This window comes from Actinoplanes sp. NPDC048988 (assembly GCF_043197815.1).
Classification (GTDB): domain Bacteria; phylum Actinomycetota; class Actinomycetes; order Mycobacteriales; family Micromonosporaceae; genus Actinoplanes.
Genome location: NZ_JBICTW010000027.1, coordinates 34,534 through 52,908 on the forward strand (window position 1 = coordinate 34,534; position 18,375 = coordinate 52,908).

At 71.2% G+C, this 18,375-nt stretch carries 19 protein-coding genes and 1 pseudogene; 9 read left to right on the top strand and 11 right to left on the bottom strand.

Translation table 11 applies throughout. From position 1 onward, the window contains the following. Positions 1 to 79 precede the first annotated feature (79 nt). Positions 80 to 928 (top strand): helix-turn-helix transcriptional regulator, encoded by an 849-nt coding sequence (locus ACGFJ7_RS44605; protein ID WP_392648317.1) that lies wholly within the window; start codon positions 80 to 82, stop codon positions 926 to 928. 29 nt (positions 929 to 957) lie between these two features. Here ACGFJ7_RS44605 and ACGFJ7_RS44610 read toward each other — a convergent pair whose 3' ends face one another. Both ACGFJ7_RS44610 and ACGFJ7_RS44615 read right to left on the bottom strand, forming a co-directional pair. Next, positions 958 to 1,713: an SDR family NAD(P)-dependent oxidoreductase gene (locus ACGFJ7_RS44610; protein ID WP_392648320.1), complete on the bottom strand. Its 756-nt coding sequence runs from the start codon at positions 1,711 to 1,713 to the stop codon at positions 958 to 960. A 73-nt stretch (positions 1,714 to 1,786) separates the two neighbouring features. Continuing rightward, entirely contained in the window at positions 1,787 to 4,063 is a 2,277-nt protein-coding gene (locus ACGFJ7_RS44615; RefSeq protein ID WP_392648323.1) for a glycosyltransferase family 2 protein, read from the bottom strand. A gap of 110 nt (positions 4,064 to 4,173) precedes the next feature. Between ACGFJ7_RS44615 and ACGFJ7_RS44620 the strand changes: the two genes are divergently transcribed. Next, positions 4,174 to 5,679 carry a chitinase gene (locus ACGFJ7_RS44620; RefSeq protein WP_392648325.1) on the top strand — a complete coding sequence of 502 codons (1,506 nt, stop codon included), beginning with the start codon at positions 4,174 to 4,176 and terminating at the stop codon, positions 5,677 to 5,679. On the opposite strand, the gene ACGFJ7_RS44625 is transcribed toward ACGFJ7_RS44620, so the two are convergent. Then, a complete protein-coding gene (locus ACGFJ7_RS44625) occupies positions 5,674 to 5,940 on the bottom strand; it encodes a helix-turn-helix transcriptional regulator (protein ID WP_360257796.1) in 267 nt (88 codons plus the stop codon). The genes ACGFJ7_RS44620 and ACGFJ7_RS44625 overlap by 6 nt on opposite strands. 42 nt (positions 5,941 to 5,982) lie before the next feature. Here ACGFJ7_RS44625 and map point away from each other — a divergent pair, with 42 nt between their 5' ends. After that, positions 5,983 to 6,771, top strand: coding sequence for a type I methionyl aminopeptidase (gene map / locus ACGFJ7_RS44630; protein ID WP_392648327.1), 789 nt, complete (start codon positions 5,983 to 5,985; stop codon positions 6,769 to 6,771). Positions 6,772 to 6,850: 79 nt separating this feature from the next. Next, positions 6,851 to 7,450, top strand: coding sequence for a DsbA family protein (locus ACGFJ7_RS44635; RefSeq protein WP_360257790.1), 600 nt, complete (start codon positions 6,851 to 6,853; stop codon positions 7,448 to 7,450). Here the strand turns inward: ACGFJ7_RS44635 and ACGFJ7_RS44640 are convergent. Then, the gene (locus ACGFJ7_RS44640; protein WP_392648329.1) at positions 7,393 to 8,301 is read right to left on the bottom strand and encodes a TetR/AcrR family transcriptional regulator C-terminal domain-containing protein; all 909 of its coding nucleotides are present in this window, start codon (positions 8,299 to 8,301) and stop codon (positions 7,393 to 7,395) included. The genes ACGFJ7_RS44635 and ACGFJ7_RS44640 overlap by 58 nt on opposite strands. Positions 8,302 to 8,396: 95 nt before the next feature. On the opposite strand from ACGFJ7_RS44640, the gene ACGFJ7_RS44645 reads away from it, so the two are divergent. Further along, the gene (locus ACGFJ7_RS44645) at positions 8,397 to 9,128 is read left to right on the top strand and encodes an ABC transporter ATP-binding protein (protein WP_392648332.1); all 732 of its coding nucleotides are present in this window, start codon (positions 8,397 to 8,399) and stop codon (positions 9,126 to 9,128) included. Continuing rightward, positions 9,125 to 10,426 (top strand): FtsX-like permease family protein, encoded by a 1,302-nt coding sequence (locus ACGFJ7_RS44650; RefSeq protein ID WP_392648335.1) that lies wholly within the window; start codon positions 9,125 to 9,127, stop codon positions 10,424 to 10,426. The genes ACGFJ7_RS44645 and ACGFJ7_RS44650 overlap by 4 nt, the downstream gene beginning before the upstream one ends. 39 nt (positions 10,427 to 10,465) lie before the next feature. Here the strand turns inward: ACGFJ7_RS44650 and ACGFJ7_RS44655 are convergent, their stop codons facing one another. Together ACGFJ7_RS44655 and ACGFJ7_RS44660 are read right to left on the bottom strand one after the other, a co-directional pair. Then, positions 10,466 to 10,717: a type B 50S ribosomal protein L31 gene (locus ACGFJ7_RS44655; RefSeq protein ID WP_097329175.1), complete on the bottom strand. Its 252-nt coding sequence runs from the start codon at positions 10,715 to 10,717 to the stop codon at positions 10,466 to 10,468. Positions 10,718 to 10,811: 94 nt separating this feature from the next. Next, positions 10,812 to 11,756, bottom strand: a complete 945-nt coding sequence (locus ACGFJ7_RS44660) for an aldo/keto reductase (RefSeq protein ID WP_392648337.1) — start codon at positions 11,754 to 11,756, stop codon at positions 10,812 to 10,814. Positions 11,757 to 11,919: 163 nt separating this feature from the next. Between ACGFJ7_RS44660 and ACGFJ7_RS44665 the strand changes: the two genes are divergently transcribed. Then, the gene (locus tag ACGFJ7_RS44665; RefSeq protein ID WP_392648340.1) at positions 11,920 to 12,471 is read left to right on the top strand and encodes a snapalysin family zinc-dependent metalloprotease; all 552 of its coding nucleotides are present in this window, start codon (positions 11,920 to 11,922) and stop codon (positions 12,469 to 12,471) included. Here ACGFJ7_RS44665 and ACGFJ7_RS44670 read toward each other — a convergent pair. After that, on the bottom strand, positions 12,465 to 14,078 hold the full coding sequence (locus tag ACGFJ7_RS44670; RefSeq protein WP_392648342.1) for a PAS domain S-box protein: 1,614 nt from the start codon (positions 14,076 to 14,078) through the stop codon (positions 12,465 to 12,467). The two genes, ACGFJ7_RS44665 and ACGFJ7_RS44670, sit on opposite strands and share 7 nt — an antisense overlap. Positions 14,079 to 14,147: 69 nt before the next feature. Here ACGFJ7_RS44670 and ACGFJ7_RS44675 point away from each other — a divergent pair, with 69 nt between their 5' ends. After that, positions 14,148 to 14,651, top strand: a complete 504-nt coding sequence (locus tag ACGFJ7_RS44675) for a cupin domain-containing protein (protein ID WP_392648344.1) — start codon at positions 14,148 to 14,150, stop codon at positions 14,649 to 14,651. On the opposite strand, the pseudogene ACGFJ7_RS44680 reads toward ACGFJ7_RS44675, so the two are convergent. From ACGFJ7_RS44680 to ACGFJ7_RS44690, 3 genes and pseudogenes are all read right to left on the bottom strand, one after another. Further along, a pseudogene (locus ACGFJ7_RS44680) lies at positions 14,648 to 14,890 on the bottom strand (peptidase S1); the annotation flags it as partial. The gene ACGFJ7_RS44675 and the pseudogene ACGFJ7_RS44680 overlap by 4 nt on opposite strands. A 56-nt stretch (positions 14,891 to 14,946) precedes the next feature. Beyond that, a complete protein-coding gene (locus ACGFJ7_RS44685) occupies positions 14,947 to 15,810 on the bottom strand; it encodes an LLM class flavin-dependent oxidoreductase (RefSeq protein ID WP_360257773.1) in 864 nt (287 codons plus the stop codon). Positions 15,811 to 15,822: 12 nt separating this feature from the next. Continuing rightward, a complete protein-coding gene (locus ACGFJ7_RS44690) occupies positions 15,823 to 16,188 on the bottom strand; it encodes a DoxX family protein (protein ID WP_360257770.1) in 366 nt (121 codons plus the stop codon). A gap of 66 nt (positions 16,189 to 16,254) precedes the next feature. Between ACGFJ7_RS44690 and ACGFJ7_RS44695 the strand changes: the two genes are divergently transcribed. Further along, the gene (locus ACGFJ7_RS44695; protein WP_360257768.1) at positions 16,255 to 16,635 is read left to right on the top strand and encodes a helix-turn-helix domain-containing protein; all 381 of its coding nucleotides are present in this window, start codon (positions 16,255 to 16,257) and stop codon (positions 16,633 to 16,635) included. Positions 16,636 to 16,838: 203 nt separating this feature from the next. Here the strand turns inward: ACGFJ7_RS44695 and ACGFJ7_RS44700 are convergent, their stop codons facing one another. Further along, positions 16,839 to 18,185 carry an FAD-dependent oxidoreductase gene (locus ACGFJ7_RS44700; protein WP_360257765.1) on the bottom strand — a complete coding sequence of 449 codons (1,347 nt, stop codon included), beginning with the start codon at positions 18,183 to 18,185 and terminating at the stop codon, positions 16,839 to 16,841. Positions 18,186 to 18,375 lie beyond the last annotated feature (190 nt).

The window sequence follows — 18,375 nt, forward strand, 5'->3', positions numbered from 1 at the left end:
CGAGGGCCCGGGACCGGTGCCGTCTGCCTAGGTCGGCCAGACCTACCTTCGCCGGCTCGGGCCGCGGCACACTGAAAGGATGAACAGTCCCTACGCTCAGGAGCTCGGCAGTTTCCTGCGCGCCCGGCGCGACCGGCTGAGCCCGGACGACGTGGGCCTCGAGCCGGGCGGCCGGCGAAAGGTCACCGGCCTGCGGCGCGAGGAGCTGGCCCTGCTGGCCGGGCTGAGCACCGATTACTACCAGCGGATGGAACAGGGTCGCGAGGTGCGCCCGTCCGACGACGTCCTCGACGCGCTCGCCGACGCCCTCGTGCTCGACGACGAGGAACGCCGGCACCTGTTCGGATTGGCCCGGGCGGTCCGGCGGCGGGTGCCGGCCGAGGCCGGCCGCCGTCCCGAACGGGTGCCGGAGAGCACGCGCCGGCTGTTACGGGTGATGGACACCCCGGCCGTGGTTCTCGGCCGTCACCTCGACGTGCTCGACTGGAACCCGCTGGCCCAGGCGCTGCTGGGCGACCCGGCCGGCTATGAACCCGGCCGGCTCAACATGCTGCTGCTGATGTTCGACGAGACGCGGACCGCTCAACGCACCTGCCCCGGCTGGGAACAGCAGGCCCTCGACTACATCGGCATGATGCGCGCCGCCGTCGCCGGCGATCCCACTCATCCGCGCGCCACCGCGATCGTGGGCGAGCTGAGCATCCGCAGCGCCGAGTTCCGCCGGCTGTGGGCACGGCACGACGTCCGCAAATCGGTCAGCGGCACCAAGACCTTCCGGGTGCCTGGTTTGGGGAACATCGACCTGTTCTGGGACACCTATCCCCTGCCGGGCAACCCGGGACCCGTCATGCTGGTCTTCACCGCCGAGCCCGACTCGGCCGACGCCGACCGCCTGCGGCTGCTGGGCTCGCTGCGGGCCAGCCGCTGAGTGGGCCGGCCCGTCGTGCCCCGGACGGATCAGGCCAGGCGGGTGGCGGTGAGGCCGCCGTCGACGTCGAGCGTCGTGCCCTGCACCATGGCGGCGCGGTCCGAGACGAGGAAGGCGACGGCGGCGGCGACGTCGTCCGGCTGAACCGGCACACCGGCCGGGGTGCCCTTCGCGTTCGCCTTCGCCATGTCGTGCGCCGCCGCGTTGCCCTCGGTCAGGGTGATGCCAGGAGCGACCGCGTTGACGCGGACCCCGCGCGGGCCGAACTCGGCCGCCCAGGCCCGGGTGAGCTGCTCGTCGGCGGCCTTGGTGGCGGTGTAGAGCGCGCCGAACGGCAGACCGGTGCGCGACATCCACGACCCGACGTTCACGATCGCTCCCCGCCCCCGCTCGGCCATCGCCGGCGCGAGCTCGGCCACCAGCACATACGGGGCCCGGATGTGCACGGCGAGCATCCGGTCGAGGTCGTCGTCCTCGAGCGTCGGGGTCGGCCGGGTCACGTAGATCCCGGCGTTGTTGACCAGGATGTCGACCGTGCCGCCGAGAGCCTCGCGGGCCTCGGCGGCGAAGGCACGCACCCGAGCCGGCTCGCCGGCCAGATCCGAGGGCACGAAGACGGCTCGGTGCCCGGCGCCGGTGATCTCCTCGGTGATCTTCCGCCCGCGGGTGGCGTCACGACCGGTGACCAGCACGGTGATCCCGTCCGCCGCGAGCGCCCGGGCGATCGCGGCACCGATGCCGCTCGTGGATCCAGTGACGATTGCAGTTTTGTTAGTGGATGTCATACCAAGACCGTAAGAACAAACGGCGTCCTCACACTGGTTCTGGCAGACCCACCTTCGAGGAGCCCCGACAGTTTCACGAGCGGTCCGACACGCGCCGGTTGTGTTGCGGCGGAGCCGACGGGGGCGAGGCCAGGATGTGGAACGAGCCGGTCGCCTCGGCGTGGTAGCTGCCGGTGGCGGTGGCCGCGGCGCCGCGGTACAGGACCTCCTGCCACGGGGCCGGGGCGGGCTCGGGCGCCGTGCGGCGGCGACGGCGGACGACCGCCTTGGCCGGCTTCTCCGGGACGTACAGGTGCTCGACGAAGCCGAGCCACAGGTCGACGATCGTGTTGCGTACGCCCATGAAGGCGACGACGGCGTAGCCCGCGGCCAGCGCGTTCAGGGTCGCGAAGGCCGCGTTTCCCCAGTTCTGCAACTGGTAGTCGCGCCAGATCGTGTAGACCGAGAACGCGATGATGAGCAGCGGCGAGACCGCGAACAGCAGCGAGGTCGAGGTCCGGTCGGCCACCTTCGGCGTACGGGCGAACGGGATCTTCTTGCCGGTCACCGCCTGCTGCAACGATTTCACGACGCCGGCCAGGTTGACCGGGAGCAGGATCAGGTTGAAGCCGTAGACGCGCAGGATGTCGGTGCGCTTGTAGCCGAGGCGTTTGAGGTCGCTCGCCATGGCCAGGAAGTACGGCAGCGCGGCGAGCACGATCAGCGGGCTCAGCAGCTTGCTGTCGAACGGGTAGGCCAGCAGCAGGATCAGGCCGATGCTGCTCCAGCAGGTCGAGGCCATGTAGTTGATCCGCAGCCAGGTCTGCGCGGCGCTGCCGTGCTCGCCCCGCTGGGTGCGCTCGCGGCTGTTGCGCCACAGCTTGGGCAGGATGAGCAGGCCGCCGTTGGCCCAGCGGCGGCGCTGGATGGCCAGCGAGCCGAAGTCGGGCGGGGTGGCGCTGTAGCTGAGCCGCTCCGGGTAGTTGATCAGGCGCCAGCCGTGGATGGCCAGGTCCAGACTGGACTCGGTGTCCTCGATGACGGTGCGGTCCTGCACGTACCGGCGCACCTCGTGGCCGCCCTCGTGCTCGACCTCGACGATGTCGTCGAGGGCCCGCTTGCGGATGACCGCGTTGGCGCCGACCCAGAACGTCGCGTCGTGGTAGCTCATGCCCTGGTGGACGATGTGCTGCAGGTCGGTGGTGGCGCCGGCGAGGCGTTCCATCCGGGTGGCCGAGCCGGGGAAGGCCGAGTACGGGGTCTGCGCCACCGCGAGCCGGTGGTTGTCCGGCAGGAAGAACAGGTGGACCAGGCGCAGGCAGTACTCGGGCAGCAGGATCGAGTCGGCGTCGAGGGTGAGGATGAACTCCGAGTCGGGCACGGTGAGCGTCCCGGCCGCCGACGGCACGAGCACGGTGCCCTCGGGGGTCTCGCGCTCCTCGTACGCGCGGCCCATCAGCCCGATGTAGCTGTTGAGGTTCATCGCCTTGTTCGCCTCGTGCGACAGCGAGGCGTACCGCTTGCGCTCGAAACTGGAGATCTCGCAGCGGAAGGTCCAGGCGAGGCGGTGGGCGAGCTGGCGCTTGCGGTCGTACGGGATGGGCTCGCCCTCGTCGAGCGCGGCGGCGAGCGCGCCGGCGACGTCGTCGAAGTCCCGCGCGATCGCGCCCAGCACCTGCTCGGCGAAGAAGCGGTCGACGTGGTCCTCGTCCGGTTCCTCGGCGGCCCGGGCGCGCAACCAGGCGGCGGCCCAGCGGTATTCGGCGATCAGGTCGGCCGTCCCGGGGTCGAGGTGTTCGAAGCGCTCGCGGGGCTCGCGCAGCCACTCGGCGAGCTCGCCCGGCAGCGCCCGGGCCGCGTCCAGCGCGGCGACGTGCTCGGCCCGCTTCGCGTGCGGCGGGTCGTCGAGCAGCAGCACCACCCGCAGGTCCGGATATTCCTGGAGCGCCGCCGACAGCAGCGTCTTGCGGATGGTCGGGATCTCCTCGCGGTACGAGGGCACGAGCACCGTCATGCCCGGCCGCCGGTCGTCGAAGGCCTCGTCGATGACCGCCCGCGGCACCCGCCGGTGCGCCCGGGTGCGGTACAGAGCGCCCTGCCGGGCCACCAGGTACAGCAGGGACGACATCGTCAGCAGCGACATGATGGCCACGTAGACCGTCGTCTCCGAGGTGAACCGCATGCCCTGGAAGCCTCGGTTGACGAACTGGGAGACGACCGTGACGACGATGTAGGCCGCCCAGGCGAGCACGGTGACGACGATGCCGAGACGGCCCATCGTGATGAGGGTGTCGCTCGCCGGCGCCGCCACCGGTGGCAGCGGCTGGGTGCGCCGGTCGGCGCCCCACTGGCGCCTGCGTTTCGCGGGCATGGACGTCTCCCCAGGGGGTCGGAGGGTGATCGGCCCCTCGGATCGGCCGCGCGCCGGCCCACTTGAGGAAAGTTCCTCAAGTGCCGCCGTGGCCCGCCGATGGAACGCACATGTCATCCCCCGACTCGGCCGCGGAACCTCGGCGCCGGCTGTCCGTCCCGCGGATCCTGCTCGTCGTCGTGGTCGTGGCCGCCGCGGTCTCGGCGCCGTTCGCTTTCCGCACGGTCCAGGACCGGCTGGACGCGGGCGCCGCCCGGACGTCGTCGTTCGCGCCGTACGTGGACGTCACCAACACCCCGCAGTTCTCGTTCGAGGACCCGTCGGCCAACGCCGCCGGCAACGTGGTGCTGGGCTTCGTGGTCAGCAGCACCGACGTCGTCTGCCAGCCCAGCTGGGGTACGGCGTACTCGCTGGCGACCGCGTCGACCGGCATCGACCTCGACCGGCGGATCGCCCGGCTGCGCCAGCGCGGCGGCAACGTGACGGCGTCGTTCGGCGGCGCCAGCAACAAGGAGCTGGCGGCGGCGTGCGCCGACCAGGCCAAGCTGACCGCCGCCTACCGGTCGGTGGTGGACCGCTACCGCCTCACCTCCATCGACTTCGACCTCGAGGACGGCCGGGAGACCGCGGCGGTCATGGCGCGCCGGGCCCAGGCCGTACGGACGGTGCAGGCCGAGCAGAACGCGGCCGGCAAGAGCCTGGACGTGTGGCTGACGCTGCCGGTGGGCACGTCCGGGCTCACCAGCGTGGGCGTGGCCGCGCTGAAGGCGATGCTGGCGGCGAACGTCTCGGTGGCCGGGGTCAACGCGCTCACCATGGACTACGGCTCGTCCGGCACCGGCCGGACGATGACGAGCCTGGTCGAGGCGTCTCTGACCTCGCTGGCCGGGCAGGTCGCCACCGCGTACGGCGTCAGCACGGGTGAGGGATGGCAGCGGATCGCGGCCACCCCGATGATCGGGCAGAACGACACGGCCGACGAGCGGTTCCAGCTGACCGACGCGTCCACGCTCATCGCGTTCGCGCGGGAGAAGGGGCTGCGGCGGCTGTCGATGTGGTCGGCCAACCGGGACAACAACTGCGGCGTGAACTACGTCGACACCACCATCGTGTCGAACAGTTGCAGCGGCCTCGACCAGGAGCAGGGCGCGTTCACCGCGCTGTTCAACGAGTTCACGGCCGCCGACCCGGCGACCGGCCCGTCGAGCGCGGCCGGCGTGGCCGCGCCGCCCACCGACGATCCGTCCACGTCGCCGTACCCGATCTGGAGCGCCCTGACCGCGTACGCCAAGAACTCGAAGGTCGTCTGGCACCACAACGTCTACCTGGCGAAGTGGTGGACGCAGGGCGACACCCCCGACGCCCCGGTGACGAACGCCGCCGACACCCCGTGGACGCTGATCGGCCCGGTGCTGGCCGGCGAGACGCCGCTGGCGACCGCCTCGGCCTCGGCCACGGCCATCGCCTACGCCACCTGGAACCCGACCGCGACCTACGTGGCCGGTGACCGGGTGAGGTACCACGGCGTCGTGTACCAGGCGAAGTGGTGGACCCTCGGCGACGTGCCGGGTGCCCCGGTCGACGACCCGTCGGACACGCCGTGGCAGACCCTATGAGGCGCGTTCGACGTACATACCGGCGCGCCAGGCGTCGGCCAGGGTGTCGAGGGGAACGCCCAGCACCTCGCTGAGGCGCACGATGGTGCCGAAGGCGGGGGCCGGCAGGCGCCCGACCTCGATCTTGCGAAGGGTCTCGGGTGACATGCCGGCGGCGAGGGCGACGTCGTGCAGACTGCGGCCGTCGCGGGCCTGCCGGAGGGCGATGCCAAGGCGCTGGCCGGCCGCGATCTGTTCGGCGGTGTGCGGTTGGCGAACCATTCCGTCACTATAGCGTCGAAAACGGCGTGGTATAACTATACCGTGATCGAGTTGAAGTCTTCCGCCGAGATCGAGCGCATGCAGGTCACCGGCCGCTTCGTGGGCGAGGTGCTGGCCGAGGTCAGCGCCGCGGCCGCGGTCGGCGTCAACCTGCTCGACCTCGAGAACCACGCCCGCCGCCTCATCAAGGAGCGCGGCGCCGAATCGTCGTACTGGGACTACGCGCCGTCGTTCGGCAAGGGCCCGTTCCGCAACGTGCTGTGCCTGTCGGTGAACGACGCCGTCCTGCACGGCCTGCCCCACGACTACGTGCTGCGCGACGGCGACCTGCTCAGCCTGGACATGGCGGTCGCCATCGACGGCTGGACGGCCGACTCGGCGTACTCGGTCGTCGTCGGCACCCCGGCCGAGCAGGACCTGCGCCTCATCGAGGCCACCCAGGTGGCCCTGGAGGCCGGCATCGGCGCCGCCCAGCCCGGCGGCCGCCTGGGCGACATCTCGGCCGCCATCGGCGCCGTCGCCAAGCGGTACGGCTTCCGCGTCAACACCGAGTTCGGCGGCCACGGCATCGGCCGCACGATGCACGAGAGCCCGCACATCCCGAACGACGGCCGCGCCGGCCGCGGCATGAAACTGACGCCCGGCCTCACCATCGCCATCGAGCCGTGGTTCCTGGTCACCACCGACAAGATCCGCTTCGACGAGGACGGCTGGACGATCCGCTCGGCCGACGGTTCCCGCACGGCCCACTCGGAACACACGGTCGCCGTCACCGACACCGGCCCGGTCGTCCTGACCCGCCGCCCCGGCGAGACCCCGGCATTGGCCTAATCGATTGAGCTCGCTTTGGCCCTCCGGCCGGGTCCGCGTGGATCTAGCCTGAGGGCCGAGCCACAACCGAGGAGCCTTCATGACCCGGGTCGACTTCTACTTCGACGCCGCCTGCCCGTTCGCCTGGATCACGTCGCGGTGGATCCACGAGGTCGCGCCGCTGCGCGAGCTCGAGGTGCGCTGGAAGCCGATGAGCCTGTACGTGCTGAACGAGGGGCGCGACCTGCCCGACTGGTACCGCGATCTCGTCGACCGGTCGCTCGGCACGGCCCGCGTCGTCACCGCGGCGGCCGAGGAGCACGGGTACGAGGTGCTGCGCGACCTGTACACCGCGCTCGGGACGCGGATCCACAACCAGGACAACAAGGATTTCGCCGTCGTGGTGCCCGAGGCGCTCAGCGAGGTCGGCCTTCCCGCCTCCCTGGCCGGGGCCGCCGCCGGCGACCGCTACGACGCGGCGCTGCGCAAGAGCCACCACGAGGGCATGGACCCGGTCGGTGAGGATGTCGGCACGCCGACCATCCACATCGACGGGGTCGCGTTCTTCGGACCGGTGCTCAACCAGATCCCGCGGGGCGAGGAAGCGGCGCGCATCTTCGACGGGGCTCGGGCGCTGGCCAACTACCCCGGCTTCTTCGAGCTCAAGCGGACCCGTACGGGCGGGCTCTCCTTCGACTGAGCGGCAAGTCCGTCGAGGAGGCGCTGCAGGCCGTACTCCAGCAGCACGTCCAGGTTGAAGTCGTGGTCGCCCTCGGTGATGTAGCGGGCCATCAGCGGCAGTTTCCCCGTGCCCAGGACGGCTTCGAACCGGTCGCCCTGCGAGGCCAGCCACTGCTGGTCGGTCATGCCGGTCTCCTGCTCGGCCCGCGCCTCCTCCTCGAGGTTGACCGCCGTGCCCCGTACGTAATTGGCGATCGTCACCGCGGCCGTGAACTGGGTCTCGGTGTCGAAGCCGCGGCGCTGGAGCGCCCGCATCGTCCATTCGGTGTGCGCCATCGCGTGCGGGGCGAGCAGGGGCCGGGTGAACGAGACGGCCTGGGCCAGCCATGGGTGCTCGCGGTACATCGACCACTGGAGCCGGGCCAGCGCCTCGGCGCAGGCACGCCAGTCGTCGGTGTCCGGGTCGAGCGTGGCCGGCGGCGGGTTGTCGGCCATCACCCGGTCCATCATGAGCAGGACCAGGTTCTCCTTGTCCGGCACGTAGCGGTAGAGCGACATGGTCGGGATGCCCAGGTCGCCGGCGAGGCGGCGCATGGAGACCGCGGCCAGCCCCTCGGCGTCGCCGATGGCGATGGCGGCCTCGACGACCTCCTCCGTGTCCGGCGGCGTGGCGGCGCTCCCGGCCACGATCGTGCCGGCGCCGGGCCGGGTCTCGACCAGGCCGGTGTCGCGCAGATGGGCGATGACCCGGGTGGCGGTGGCCATGGCGACGCCGTGGATGGCCATGATCTGCCGCGTCGAGGGCACCGGGGCGCCGTCTTTGATCTGGGCCTCGATCAGGGCGGCGATCCGCCGGTACAGGGGTTCCACCGCACTAGTGCACCACATGGGGGAGTTAGCACTACCGACACCGCAACTAGTGCGCTCGTACGGTGTACTCATCCGATCACGGGAGGGGCACCATCATGAACGACGCGGTCCGTGTGGAATCGCTGTACAAGACGTACGACAACGGGGTGACCGCCCTCGACGGCGTGTCAGCAAGCTTCGCCGCGGGGACGTTCACCGCGGTCATGGGCCCGTCCGGCTCCGGCAAGAGCACGCTGCTGCAGTGCGCGGCCGGGCTCGACCAGCCGACCGCGGGCCGGGTCTTCATCGACGGCACCGAGCTGACGGCCACCAAGGACACCGCCCGCACCAAGTTCCGGCGCGGCCGGGTCGGGTTCGTCTTCCAGGACTACAACCTGTTGCCGTCGCTGACGGTCGAGCAGAACGTGCTGCTCCCCTCGCGCCTGGCCGGGAAGTCGTCCCGGAGCCCCCGGGCGATCCTGGGCCGCCTCGGGCTGGGCGACCGGGCCCACGAACTGCCCGAGCGGCTCTCCGGCGGTCAGCGCCAGCGGGTAGCGGTGGCGCGGGCCCTCGTCACCGAGCCGGCCGTCATCTTCGCCGACGAGCCGACCGGCGCCCTCGACATGCGCAGCGCGCGCGAGGTTCTGGGCCTGCTGCGGGCGGCGGTGCACGAGTTCGGCCGTACGGTCGTGATGGTCACCCACGATCCGGTGGCGGCCGCGCACGCCGACTCCGTGCTGTTCCTGGCCGACGGCCGGCTGGCCGGATCGCTGGCCCGGCCGACCGCCGACGCCGTGGCCGAGCGCCTCGCCCACCTGGGCGACCTCACCACCCGGACCGCGGCATGATCGCCATCGCGCTGCGGAACCTGCGGCACCGGCCGGGCGGCTTCATCGCCACCTTCGTGTCGGCCTTCCTCGGCGCCTGCCTGCTCATGGCGTTCGCCTCCCTGATGGACACCGGCGACACCGAGTCGCTGACCACGACGGCCACGGTCGGCGGCGGCTGGTGCCTGGTCATCGTGGCCTTCGCGGTCACCTCGACCCTGTCGCTGTCGGTGCGGCAGCGAGCCGATCAGGTGGCGCTGCTGCGCTCGGCCGGCGCGACCGTGCCCCAGCTGCGCCGGATGATCGTCGGGGAGGCGGCGGCGATCGCCCTGCTCGCCTCGGCGGCCGCCGTGCCGGTCGGCTACGCGCTCGGCCGCGTGCTGCTCTCGCTGCTCAAGGACACGGGTCAGGTGGACGCCGCCGTCGGCTTCCAGTTCGGCCCGATCGCCCTGGGCACCGGCTTCGGGGTGACGCTGCTGGGCGCGGTGGCCGCGGCATGGGCGACCGCCCGCCGTACGGCCGGGAAAGCCGGCGGCAGGCCGGAAAGGCCGCGTCTGCGCCGGATCGGCGCGGTGGTGTTCCTGCTGGCCGGGGCGAACTGCTCGGTCCTGACCGCGACGGTGATGGACGGCAAGGGCGTCGACGCGATGCAGACCGCCGGCCAGGCCGGCATCTGGGCCGCCATCGGCCTGGCCCTGCTCGCGCCCGAACTGCTGCGGCTGGTCACGGCCGTCATCGGCCCGGCCGTCCGGACCCTGGGCGGCGTGGCCGGACAGCTCGCGGTGACCGGCGTGCACGCACGGTCGCGTCAGCTGGCCGCGGCGGTGATGCCGGTGCTGCTGTTCACCGGCATCGCCACCGGAACCGTGTACATGCAGGGCATCGAGGACCGCGCGGCCGAGGGGCAGATCCAGCCCGAGTACGCCCGGGACATCCAGACACTGAACTACGTGGTGGTCGGGATGATCGCCCTGTTCGTGGCGGTGATGCTGGTGAACACCCTGATCGCCGCCACGGCTCGCCGCCGGCGCGAGTTCGCCCAGCACCGCCTGGCCGGCGCCACCCGCGGTCAGCTGCTGGCGATGGTCTCGCTCGAGGTGGTCCTGGTCACCGTGACCGGGGTGCTCGGCGGCTCGCTGGCCTCGCTGTTCACCATCGTGCCGTTCGGCTCGGCCCGGGCCGGCCGGCTCTGGCCGGAGGCGAGCCCGTGGCAGTACGGGATCATCGTCGCCCTCGCCGTGATCCTGACCGCGGCCGCCACCGTTCAGACCACCCGCCGGATCCTGCGCGGCCCGGCCACCGCCGCGATCCGGGCATGAAAAACGGCCCCGGCCTGAGGCCGGGGCCGTTCTTTCACGTCACTTGCCGTGGCGGGCGTACTTGGCGCGGAACTTCTCGATGCGCCCGGCGGTGTCCAGGACCCGGGTGCGCCCCGTCCAGAACGGGTGGCTCGCCGAGGAGATCTGAACGTCGATCACCGGGTAGGTCTGCCCGTCGGTCCACTCGATGGAGTTCCTGCTGGTCTCCGTCGAGCGGGTGAGGAAGGCGAAGTCAGCGTTGCGGTCGCGGTAGACGACGCGGTGGTAGTCCGGGTGAATGCCGTTCTTCATGGCTATCTCCTCCAAAGGAACGTCCATCACAACCAGCCCGGGGGCTCCGGCATTCCCGCCTCAGTGACTGCTGGATCACACCGCTGACCTGCGGTTATGCGAACCTGGCGGAAGCGGTGCCGAGGGCGGCGGCCTCGTCGGCGGACAGGTCGAAGCTCGCGGAGGCGAGCAGTGCCGGCAGCTGGGCGGCGATGCTGGCGCTGGCGATCGGGGCGGCCACCTGCGGGCGCGCGCGGAGCCAGGCCAGGGCCACGGTGGCGATCTCGGCGCCGCGGTCACGGGCGATCTTGTCGAGGGCGTCGACGACCTCGAGGCCGCCGTTCTCGAGCAGGTCGGCCGCTCCCCCGCCGCGCGGGGACTTCGACAGGTCGGCGGCGGTGCGGTACTTGCCGGTGAGGAAGCCGGCGGCCAGGCCGTAGTACGGCACGACGGCCAGGTTCTCGCCGGCGGCGACCGGTGCGATGTCCGCCTCGTACTTCGCCCGGGCGACCAGGTTGTAGTGCGGCTGCACGGCCACCGGCCGGGCGAAGCCCTCGCGGCGGGCGATGTCGATCCACTCGCGGATGCGGGCGCCGGTGTAGTTGGAGACCGCGATGGCGCGGACCTTGCCCGCGCGGACCAGCGCGTCGAACGCGGCCGCGGTCTCGGTCAGCGGGGTCGCCTGGTCGTCGTAGTGCGCGTAGTACAGATCGATGTGCTCGACACCGAGCCGGCCCAGAGAGGCGTCCGCCGCGGCCGCGATGTTGCTCGCCGACAGGCCGCGGAACTGCGGGTGCTGACTGACCTTGGTGGCGACGACGATCCGGTCGCGGTTGCCGCGCGAGCGCAGCCACTCCCCGATGATCGTCTCGGACTCGCCACCGGAGTTGCCGGGCGCCCAGGCCGAGTACCCGTCGGCGGTGTCGACGAAGTTGCCGCCGCCCGCGACGTACTGGTCAAGAACCTCGAATGACGTGTCTTTGTCGCTGGTCCAGCCGAAGACGTTGCCGCCGAGCGAGAGCGGGAAGACGTCGATGCCGGAGTTGCCGAGAGTCGCCATGAACGTGGCTGTCCTTCCTTTGATCAACTCTTCGCACGCTATCGCGGCCGGGGCCGACCGGCATCACATGGCGCAGAGTCCGTAGCCGATATGCCCTATGACATTGATTAACGTCGATTTAGCGGGGACGCTCGAACCACCGCAACCCCTCAAGGAGGACGTCATGCTGCTCCGCCGGATCGCCGCGGCCCTGTGCGCCACCGCGCTCGCCGCCGCCGGGCTCCAGGCCACCAGCGCCGGACCGGCCGCCGCCGCCGCGCCCAGGGTGCTCTACTACGACGCCAGCCAGGCCCAGGAGTTCCGCTCGGTCGTCGACCAGGGCGCCCAGATCTGGAACAGCCGGGTCACCAACGTGCGCCTGGTGCCGGTCTCGTCCGGGCAGACCCCCAACATCCGGGTGTACGCCGACAACGGCTGGCCGCGCACCTACACCACCTCCCTCGGCAACGGCCGCTGGTACATGGGCCGCGAAGCCGTGAACGACGGCTACTCCCAGCCACGGATCGCCGCCCACGAGTTCGGCCACATCCTCGGCCTGCCCGACCGGCGGACCGGCCTGTGCGCCGACCTGATGTCCGGCAGCAGCGCCCCGGTGTCGTGCACGAACGCCTATCCGAACACGCGCGAGGCGAGCACGGTCAACAGCAACTTCGCCTCGGTCGCCGCCACCGCGCCCCAGGTCTACGTCTGGGCCGGCCAGCCGGCGCTTCAGTAACGGAACTTGTGTCGCGAGCTGCGCCGGTTGACCCGAGCCGGTAGGTCGTCCAGGTGGTCGCCATGGCGCAGCCGCGCTTTCAGCTCATGGCCCTGGGTTAAATGCCGGATGGTGACGACGAAGCCCTGCACCAGGCGGTCCTCGCGCAGATCGCGGTACGTGGCCTCGATGAGCACCTGGCTCCCGTCGGCCCGCACCAGCGAGCAGAACACCACCCCGTCGCCGGAGCCGCCGAGGGCCCGGCGCAGCTGGTGACGATCGTCCGGATGGACCAGATCGTCGAGTGCGGCCAGCGGCGGCAGCTCCTCGGCACCCAGCAGGGCGCGCAGTGAGGGGCTGGCGTACCGGATGCGCTGGTCCTCGTCGAGCACCACCATGATGTCGGCGCTGTTGCGGATGACCGCGCGCAGATAGAGGTCGCTGTCGCGGCGGCCGACCGCCTCGACCAGGGCGATCCGGTCCAGCGCGAGCGCGGCCTGACCGGCCAGCACCTCGAGGCTGTCGCGGGTGGCGGTGAGAGTGTCCCGGCGGCCCTCGAGGATCAGGGCGCCGCCGCCGGGGCGGGCCACGGCGAGCGGTTCCAGGCGGAGCGGGCAGACCAGCGTGGCGTAGTCGTGGTCGGCTTCCTCGATCCACCAGCTGCGATGCGGCGGCCCGGCCCCCGCGCCGGGCACCGCCTCGCGCGCGATCCGGCGGTCGTCGAGGGCGAAGTCGGTGCCGCGGACGGCGTCCGGCGGCATGAGCTCGGCGATCGCGGCGCGGACGGCCTCGTCGACGGCCGCCGTGTCGGCGGCGGCGACCAACGCGGCGCTCGCCTGCCGCAGGGCGCGCTCGCGGGTCAGGGCCTGGCGGTTCAGGGTCACCGAGTCGGTCAGCCGGGTGATGGTCAGGAGCAGAGTGATCGCGCCGGCCACGGCGATGACCACGCCGTCGCCGACCGTACCGTCGACGGCCTCGACCAGCAGAACGACCGGCGGCGTGGCCACCGAAACGCCCAGCAGCGCCGCCCAGCGCCCGCGCCACGGGCTCGGGCGCGGCGTCGCGGGCTCGGTGAGCCGGGCCATCGACGGATGCAGCGCGGCGGCGCCCCAGGCCAGGTAGAGCACCACGAAGCCGGTCTCGCCGGCCCGGCCCGGCCACAGCGGCTGCACGATGTCGCTGACAAGCACCCCCACCGCGCCGACGACCAGCAGCGTGGCCGAGAGGTTGCGGCCCACGGCGGCCCGCAGGCGGACGACGACGGCCAGGAGAAGCAGGGCGCCGATGACGTACGACCCGGCGACGTCCCCGAGCCGGCTCGCGTCGCCGACGGCGAACACCCACACCACCAGCAGCACCGAGCAGGCGAGAGCGAGCAGGTCGATGAGCCGCGCCCGGTCGACCAGGATGGCACCGATCCGGGTCAGTTGCAGCAGGCCGCAGGCGACCAGCACGCACATGGCGTAGAAGCAGGCGCCGGCCACGCCGGGCCGGCCCACCGCGGTCAGCACGTCACCGGCGGCGCTCGCCCCGATGGCGCCGGCCAGCAGCAGCCAGGGCGCGGTCCGGGCCGGCCGGTGACGGCGGACCCCGTAGAGGATGGCGGCCGCGCTACCGACTCCCAGCACAGCCCATTCGATAGCCCTCAGCACGAATTACTAGTACCCCACCGCGCCCGGATGCGGTAGGCACGTCGCATGACGACATCGGAACCATCGCCGTTGAAGGTGGTGCCGCCGGGCGGCGGAACATCGGGCAGCCTCGGCGACATCGGCGTGCAATTCAAGTTGTGGGGCGAGGACACCGGCGGCCAGCTGGCCGTCGTCGAGCATCCGTTCCCGGTCGGCGCGCTGGTCGCGCCGCACCTGCACACCCGGGAGGACGAGTACTCGATAGTCACCGAGGGCGAGATCGGCTTCCGCTCGGGCGACCGGGAGGTGGTGCTCGGGCCCGGCGGCTACATCACCAAGCCGCGCGGCGAGCTGCACGCGATGTGGAACGCCGGCGCGAAGCCGGCCCGGATGATCGAGATCATCACCCCGGCCGGCTTCGAACACTTCTTCCGCGAGGTGGCGGAGCTGATCGCGGCCGGGCCGTCGGCGGCCGCCGACGGCGGCGATCTCGCGGAGCGTTACGGCCTGCGGTTCGGCGAGCCGGAGTGGCTGCCGGAGATCGTGGAGCGGTTCGGGCTGACCACCTAGGCGGCGGGCAGCCCGCCGACCTGGGTGTTCGCCCACGCGCGGATCGAGGGCAGGTCGCCGTAGCAGGCGCCGGCGTTGCCGTTCGTGTTGTTGGTGCAGATCTCGTAGGCCGCGTTGATGCCGCAGCAGCGGCTGTCGGCCACGATGGACGTGTCCAGCTCGTCGGCCACTCGCGGGGTGGAGCCGCGACCACGGGTCGGGCAGGTCGGGCCCCAGCCGATGATGCGGGTGGCGGTGCCGGTGGAGGACACACCGTAGCCATTGATAGATGGCTATCAATGCATCTCGGCCGGGCCTACCGCGAGCCGATGACCTCCATGGCCGTACGGGCCTGGGCCAGCGGGTCCGGGCCGAGCGGCCGCAGCACGATCGTGTCGGCACCGGCCGCGCGCAAAGCCTCGATCTTGCCGGGGATCTCGCCGGCCGGGCCGATCAGCGAGAAGATCTCCGACGGATCCACCCCGAGCCAGGCCGCCTGACCCTCGACCATCTCGCGGGTGACGCCGAAGTCGTCGGTACGCAGGTACGTGAAGACGATCAGCTCGTGGGCCGGGCGGTCCCCGGACTCGCGCCCGCGCCCGATGTGCTGCAGGGCGGCCGCGATCTCGGCCGGTCCGGCGCCCTCGGCCAGAATCGTCCCGTCGGCCACGCGACCCGACAGTTCGAGCGACTTCGGCTTCACGACACCCGTGACGATGGGCGGGACCACACGCGGCGGATGGACGAGCGAGATGCCGTCCAACGTCACCTCCTGGCCGTGCAGGGTCACGGTCTCCCCGGCGAGCAGGCCCCGGGTGCCGACGATCGTCTCCTCCAGCAGGGCCAGCTTGCGGGTCCGGTCGGCGCCGACCTTGCGCATCCAGTCCGGCACGCCGTGGCCGACGCCCGCCACCAGCCGGCCCTCGTGCACGCGGGCCAAATTGCCCACCTCCATGGCGAGCAGCGCCGGGTTGCGCAGCGCCACCGGCGCGATGCCGATGCCCACCCGCAGCCGGGAGGTGGCGGCCAGGGCGAGCGCGGCCGAGCTGATCGAGCCGGTCCAGCCGAGGTCCTCGATCACCCACAAGTCGTCGGCGCCGAGCCGCTCGAGGTCGGTGGCGAAGCCGGTCAGCTCTTCGGGCTGCCGGTCACGGTCGAACATGAATCCGATCCTGGTCATGCCGATAGATGATCACACCCAGACGGTCGCGAGCCAGACCGCCACGACGGCGAGCACCAGAAGCACGATGTTGAAGCCGATCAGCCGGGCCTCGCCGCGCGCGAGGTGCAGCACGATCCCGCCGACCTGGACGAGCACCAGGCCGGCGGCGGCGGCGACGGCCAGCCCGGACAGGATGCCGGTCAGCGGCGGCAGGATCAGGCCCACGGCGCCCAGGACCTCCAGCACGCCGATCGTACGGGTCACTGGCAGTGGAATGCTGTCGACCCAGCCCATCATCGGGCGCAGCTGATCGCGGCTCCGCACGATCTTCATTCCACCCGAATAGAGGTAGACCAGGGCGAGCAGCCCGGCGACGATCCAGTAGGCGATCTCCATGATCAGGCATCATGGGGCACTTTCGACGGGCTTACAAAAGGCACATCCGTGTGCCTGGGGGGTGACATGTCGGAGTACGGGCACACGTGCGTGATCCGCGGCGACGGCGGCCGGACGCTGCGCGCGATCCTCGACCAGATCTGCAACAAGTGGACGCTGCTGATCGTGGCCACGCTCGATCAGGGCACGGTCCGCTTCACCGATCTTCAGCATCAGATTCCGGGCATCTCGCAGCGCATGCTGACGCTGACGTTGCGCCGCCTGGAACGCGACGGCCTGGTCTCCCGGACGGTGTACGGCGAGGTGCCACCCCGGGTCGAGTACGCGCTGACCGCCATGGGCAAAAGCCTCATCGGGCCGGCGCTGGCCCTCGCCGGGTGGGCCATCGAGCACGTGCCGGCGATCGAGGCCAGCCGCGCCGCGTACGGGACACGGCGCGGCGGCTGAAAGGCAGGATCGACCGATGCGAATCCTCGTCGACGGTCCGCCGCCGGTCGCGTACGGCCAGGGCTACGCCGCGGGAGCAGGTGCAGGCGGCGCTCGCGGCTCTGTGGGTGGGCGTCACGACGTACGCCCGGGAAAGCTCGGTGTTTCTGACGGACGTGCGGCGGGCCTTTCCGATCGTCGACCGGGAAGGCCCGCCGAACTAGCTAGCCGTTGCAGATGTCGGTCATCTCGTCGCGGGCGACGACCTTGATGCGCTGGCGGCCGTGCGGCTCGCCGAGGGTGATCTCGTGCGCGTCGAGCTTCTGCCACCCCTCCCACGTGGTGATGGGCAGGCCGCGGCCGCGCAGGTAGTTCGTCACGTCGTCGTGCTCGCGGGACGGCGCGGTCGGCAGCTTCTCGACGTCGGCCAGCAGGCTGGTGACCGTCTCGTTGGCGTCGCCCTTGGTGTGGCCGATGAGGCCGACCGGGCCGCGCTTGATCCAGCCGGTCACGTACATGCCGGGCATGTGCTCGCCGTCGAGGTCGAGGATGCGGCCGGCCTCGTGCGGGATGGTGCCCGTCCTGGTGTCGAACGGCAGGTCGGGCAGGGCGGTGCTGAGGTAGCCGACCGCGCGGTACACGGCCTGCACGTCCCAGTCGGTGAACTCGCCGGTGCCGCGGACCCAGCCGTCGCCGGTGAGCTCCTGGGTCTCCGTACGCAGGCCCTCGACCTTGCCGTCACCCAGGACCTCGACCGGAGCCTGGAGGAAGTGCAGGTGCAGGCGGCGCGGGCGGTCCTCGCGGGGGTCACGGACGGCCCAGTTCTGCAGGATGTCCACGCACATCTTGACGTGCCGGGTCTGGCGCATCGCCTCGAGGCTGCCCTCGTCGAACTCGATGCCCTCGGGGTGCACGATGACGTCGACGTTCGGCGAGTGGTCGAGCTCGCGCAGCTCCTGCGGGGTGAACTTGACCTGGGCCGGGCCGCGCCGCGAGAAGACGTGCACGTCGGTGACCGGGCTGTTCTTCAGGTGCTGGTAGACGTTGTCCGGGATCTCGGTCTCGAGCAGCTCGTCGGCCGTCTTGGCGAGGATCCGGGCCACGTCGACGGCGACGTTGCCGGCACCGATGACGGCGACCTTCTGGGCGGTGAGCGGCCAGTCGCGGGAGACGTCGGGGTGCCCGTTGTACCAGGACGCGAAGTCGGCGGCGCCGTAGCTGCCCAGCTTGTCGATGCCGGGAATGTCGAGCTCACGGTCCTTCTCGGCGCCGGTGGCGATGATCGTCGCGTCGTAGAAGCGGCTCATCTCCTCGGGCTTGACGTCCACGCCGTAGGCGACGTTGCCGATGAAGCGGATCCGCGGGTTGTCCATCACCCGGTGGAGAGCCTTGATGATCTCCTTGATGCGCGGGTGGTCCGGCGCGACGCCGTACCGGATCAGACCGTAGGGGGTCGGGAGCTTGTCGAAGATGTCGACGGTGACGTTCTCGACGGCCTTGATGAGGTGGTCGGCGGCGTAGATGCCGGCCGGGCCGGCGCCGATGACGGCAACCCGCAGAGGGCGGTTCATGGTCGCGGTTCCTTAACAAGATCGACGTTAGGCGAACCTAACTGTAAAACCTCAACCTAGGTTCAGATCAAATGAGGTCCCGCCGGGTGATATTCCGTAGCGGAGCGTGACGAGACCCACCGTGCTATTAAACCCATGGGGAATGTAGGGTTGCGATGGCACACCCCATGATCAACTAGCTGAGGCCCCT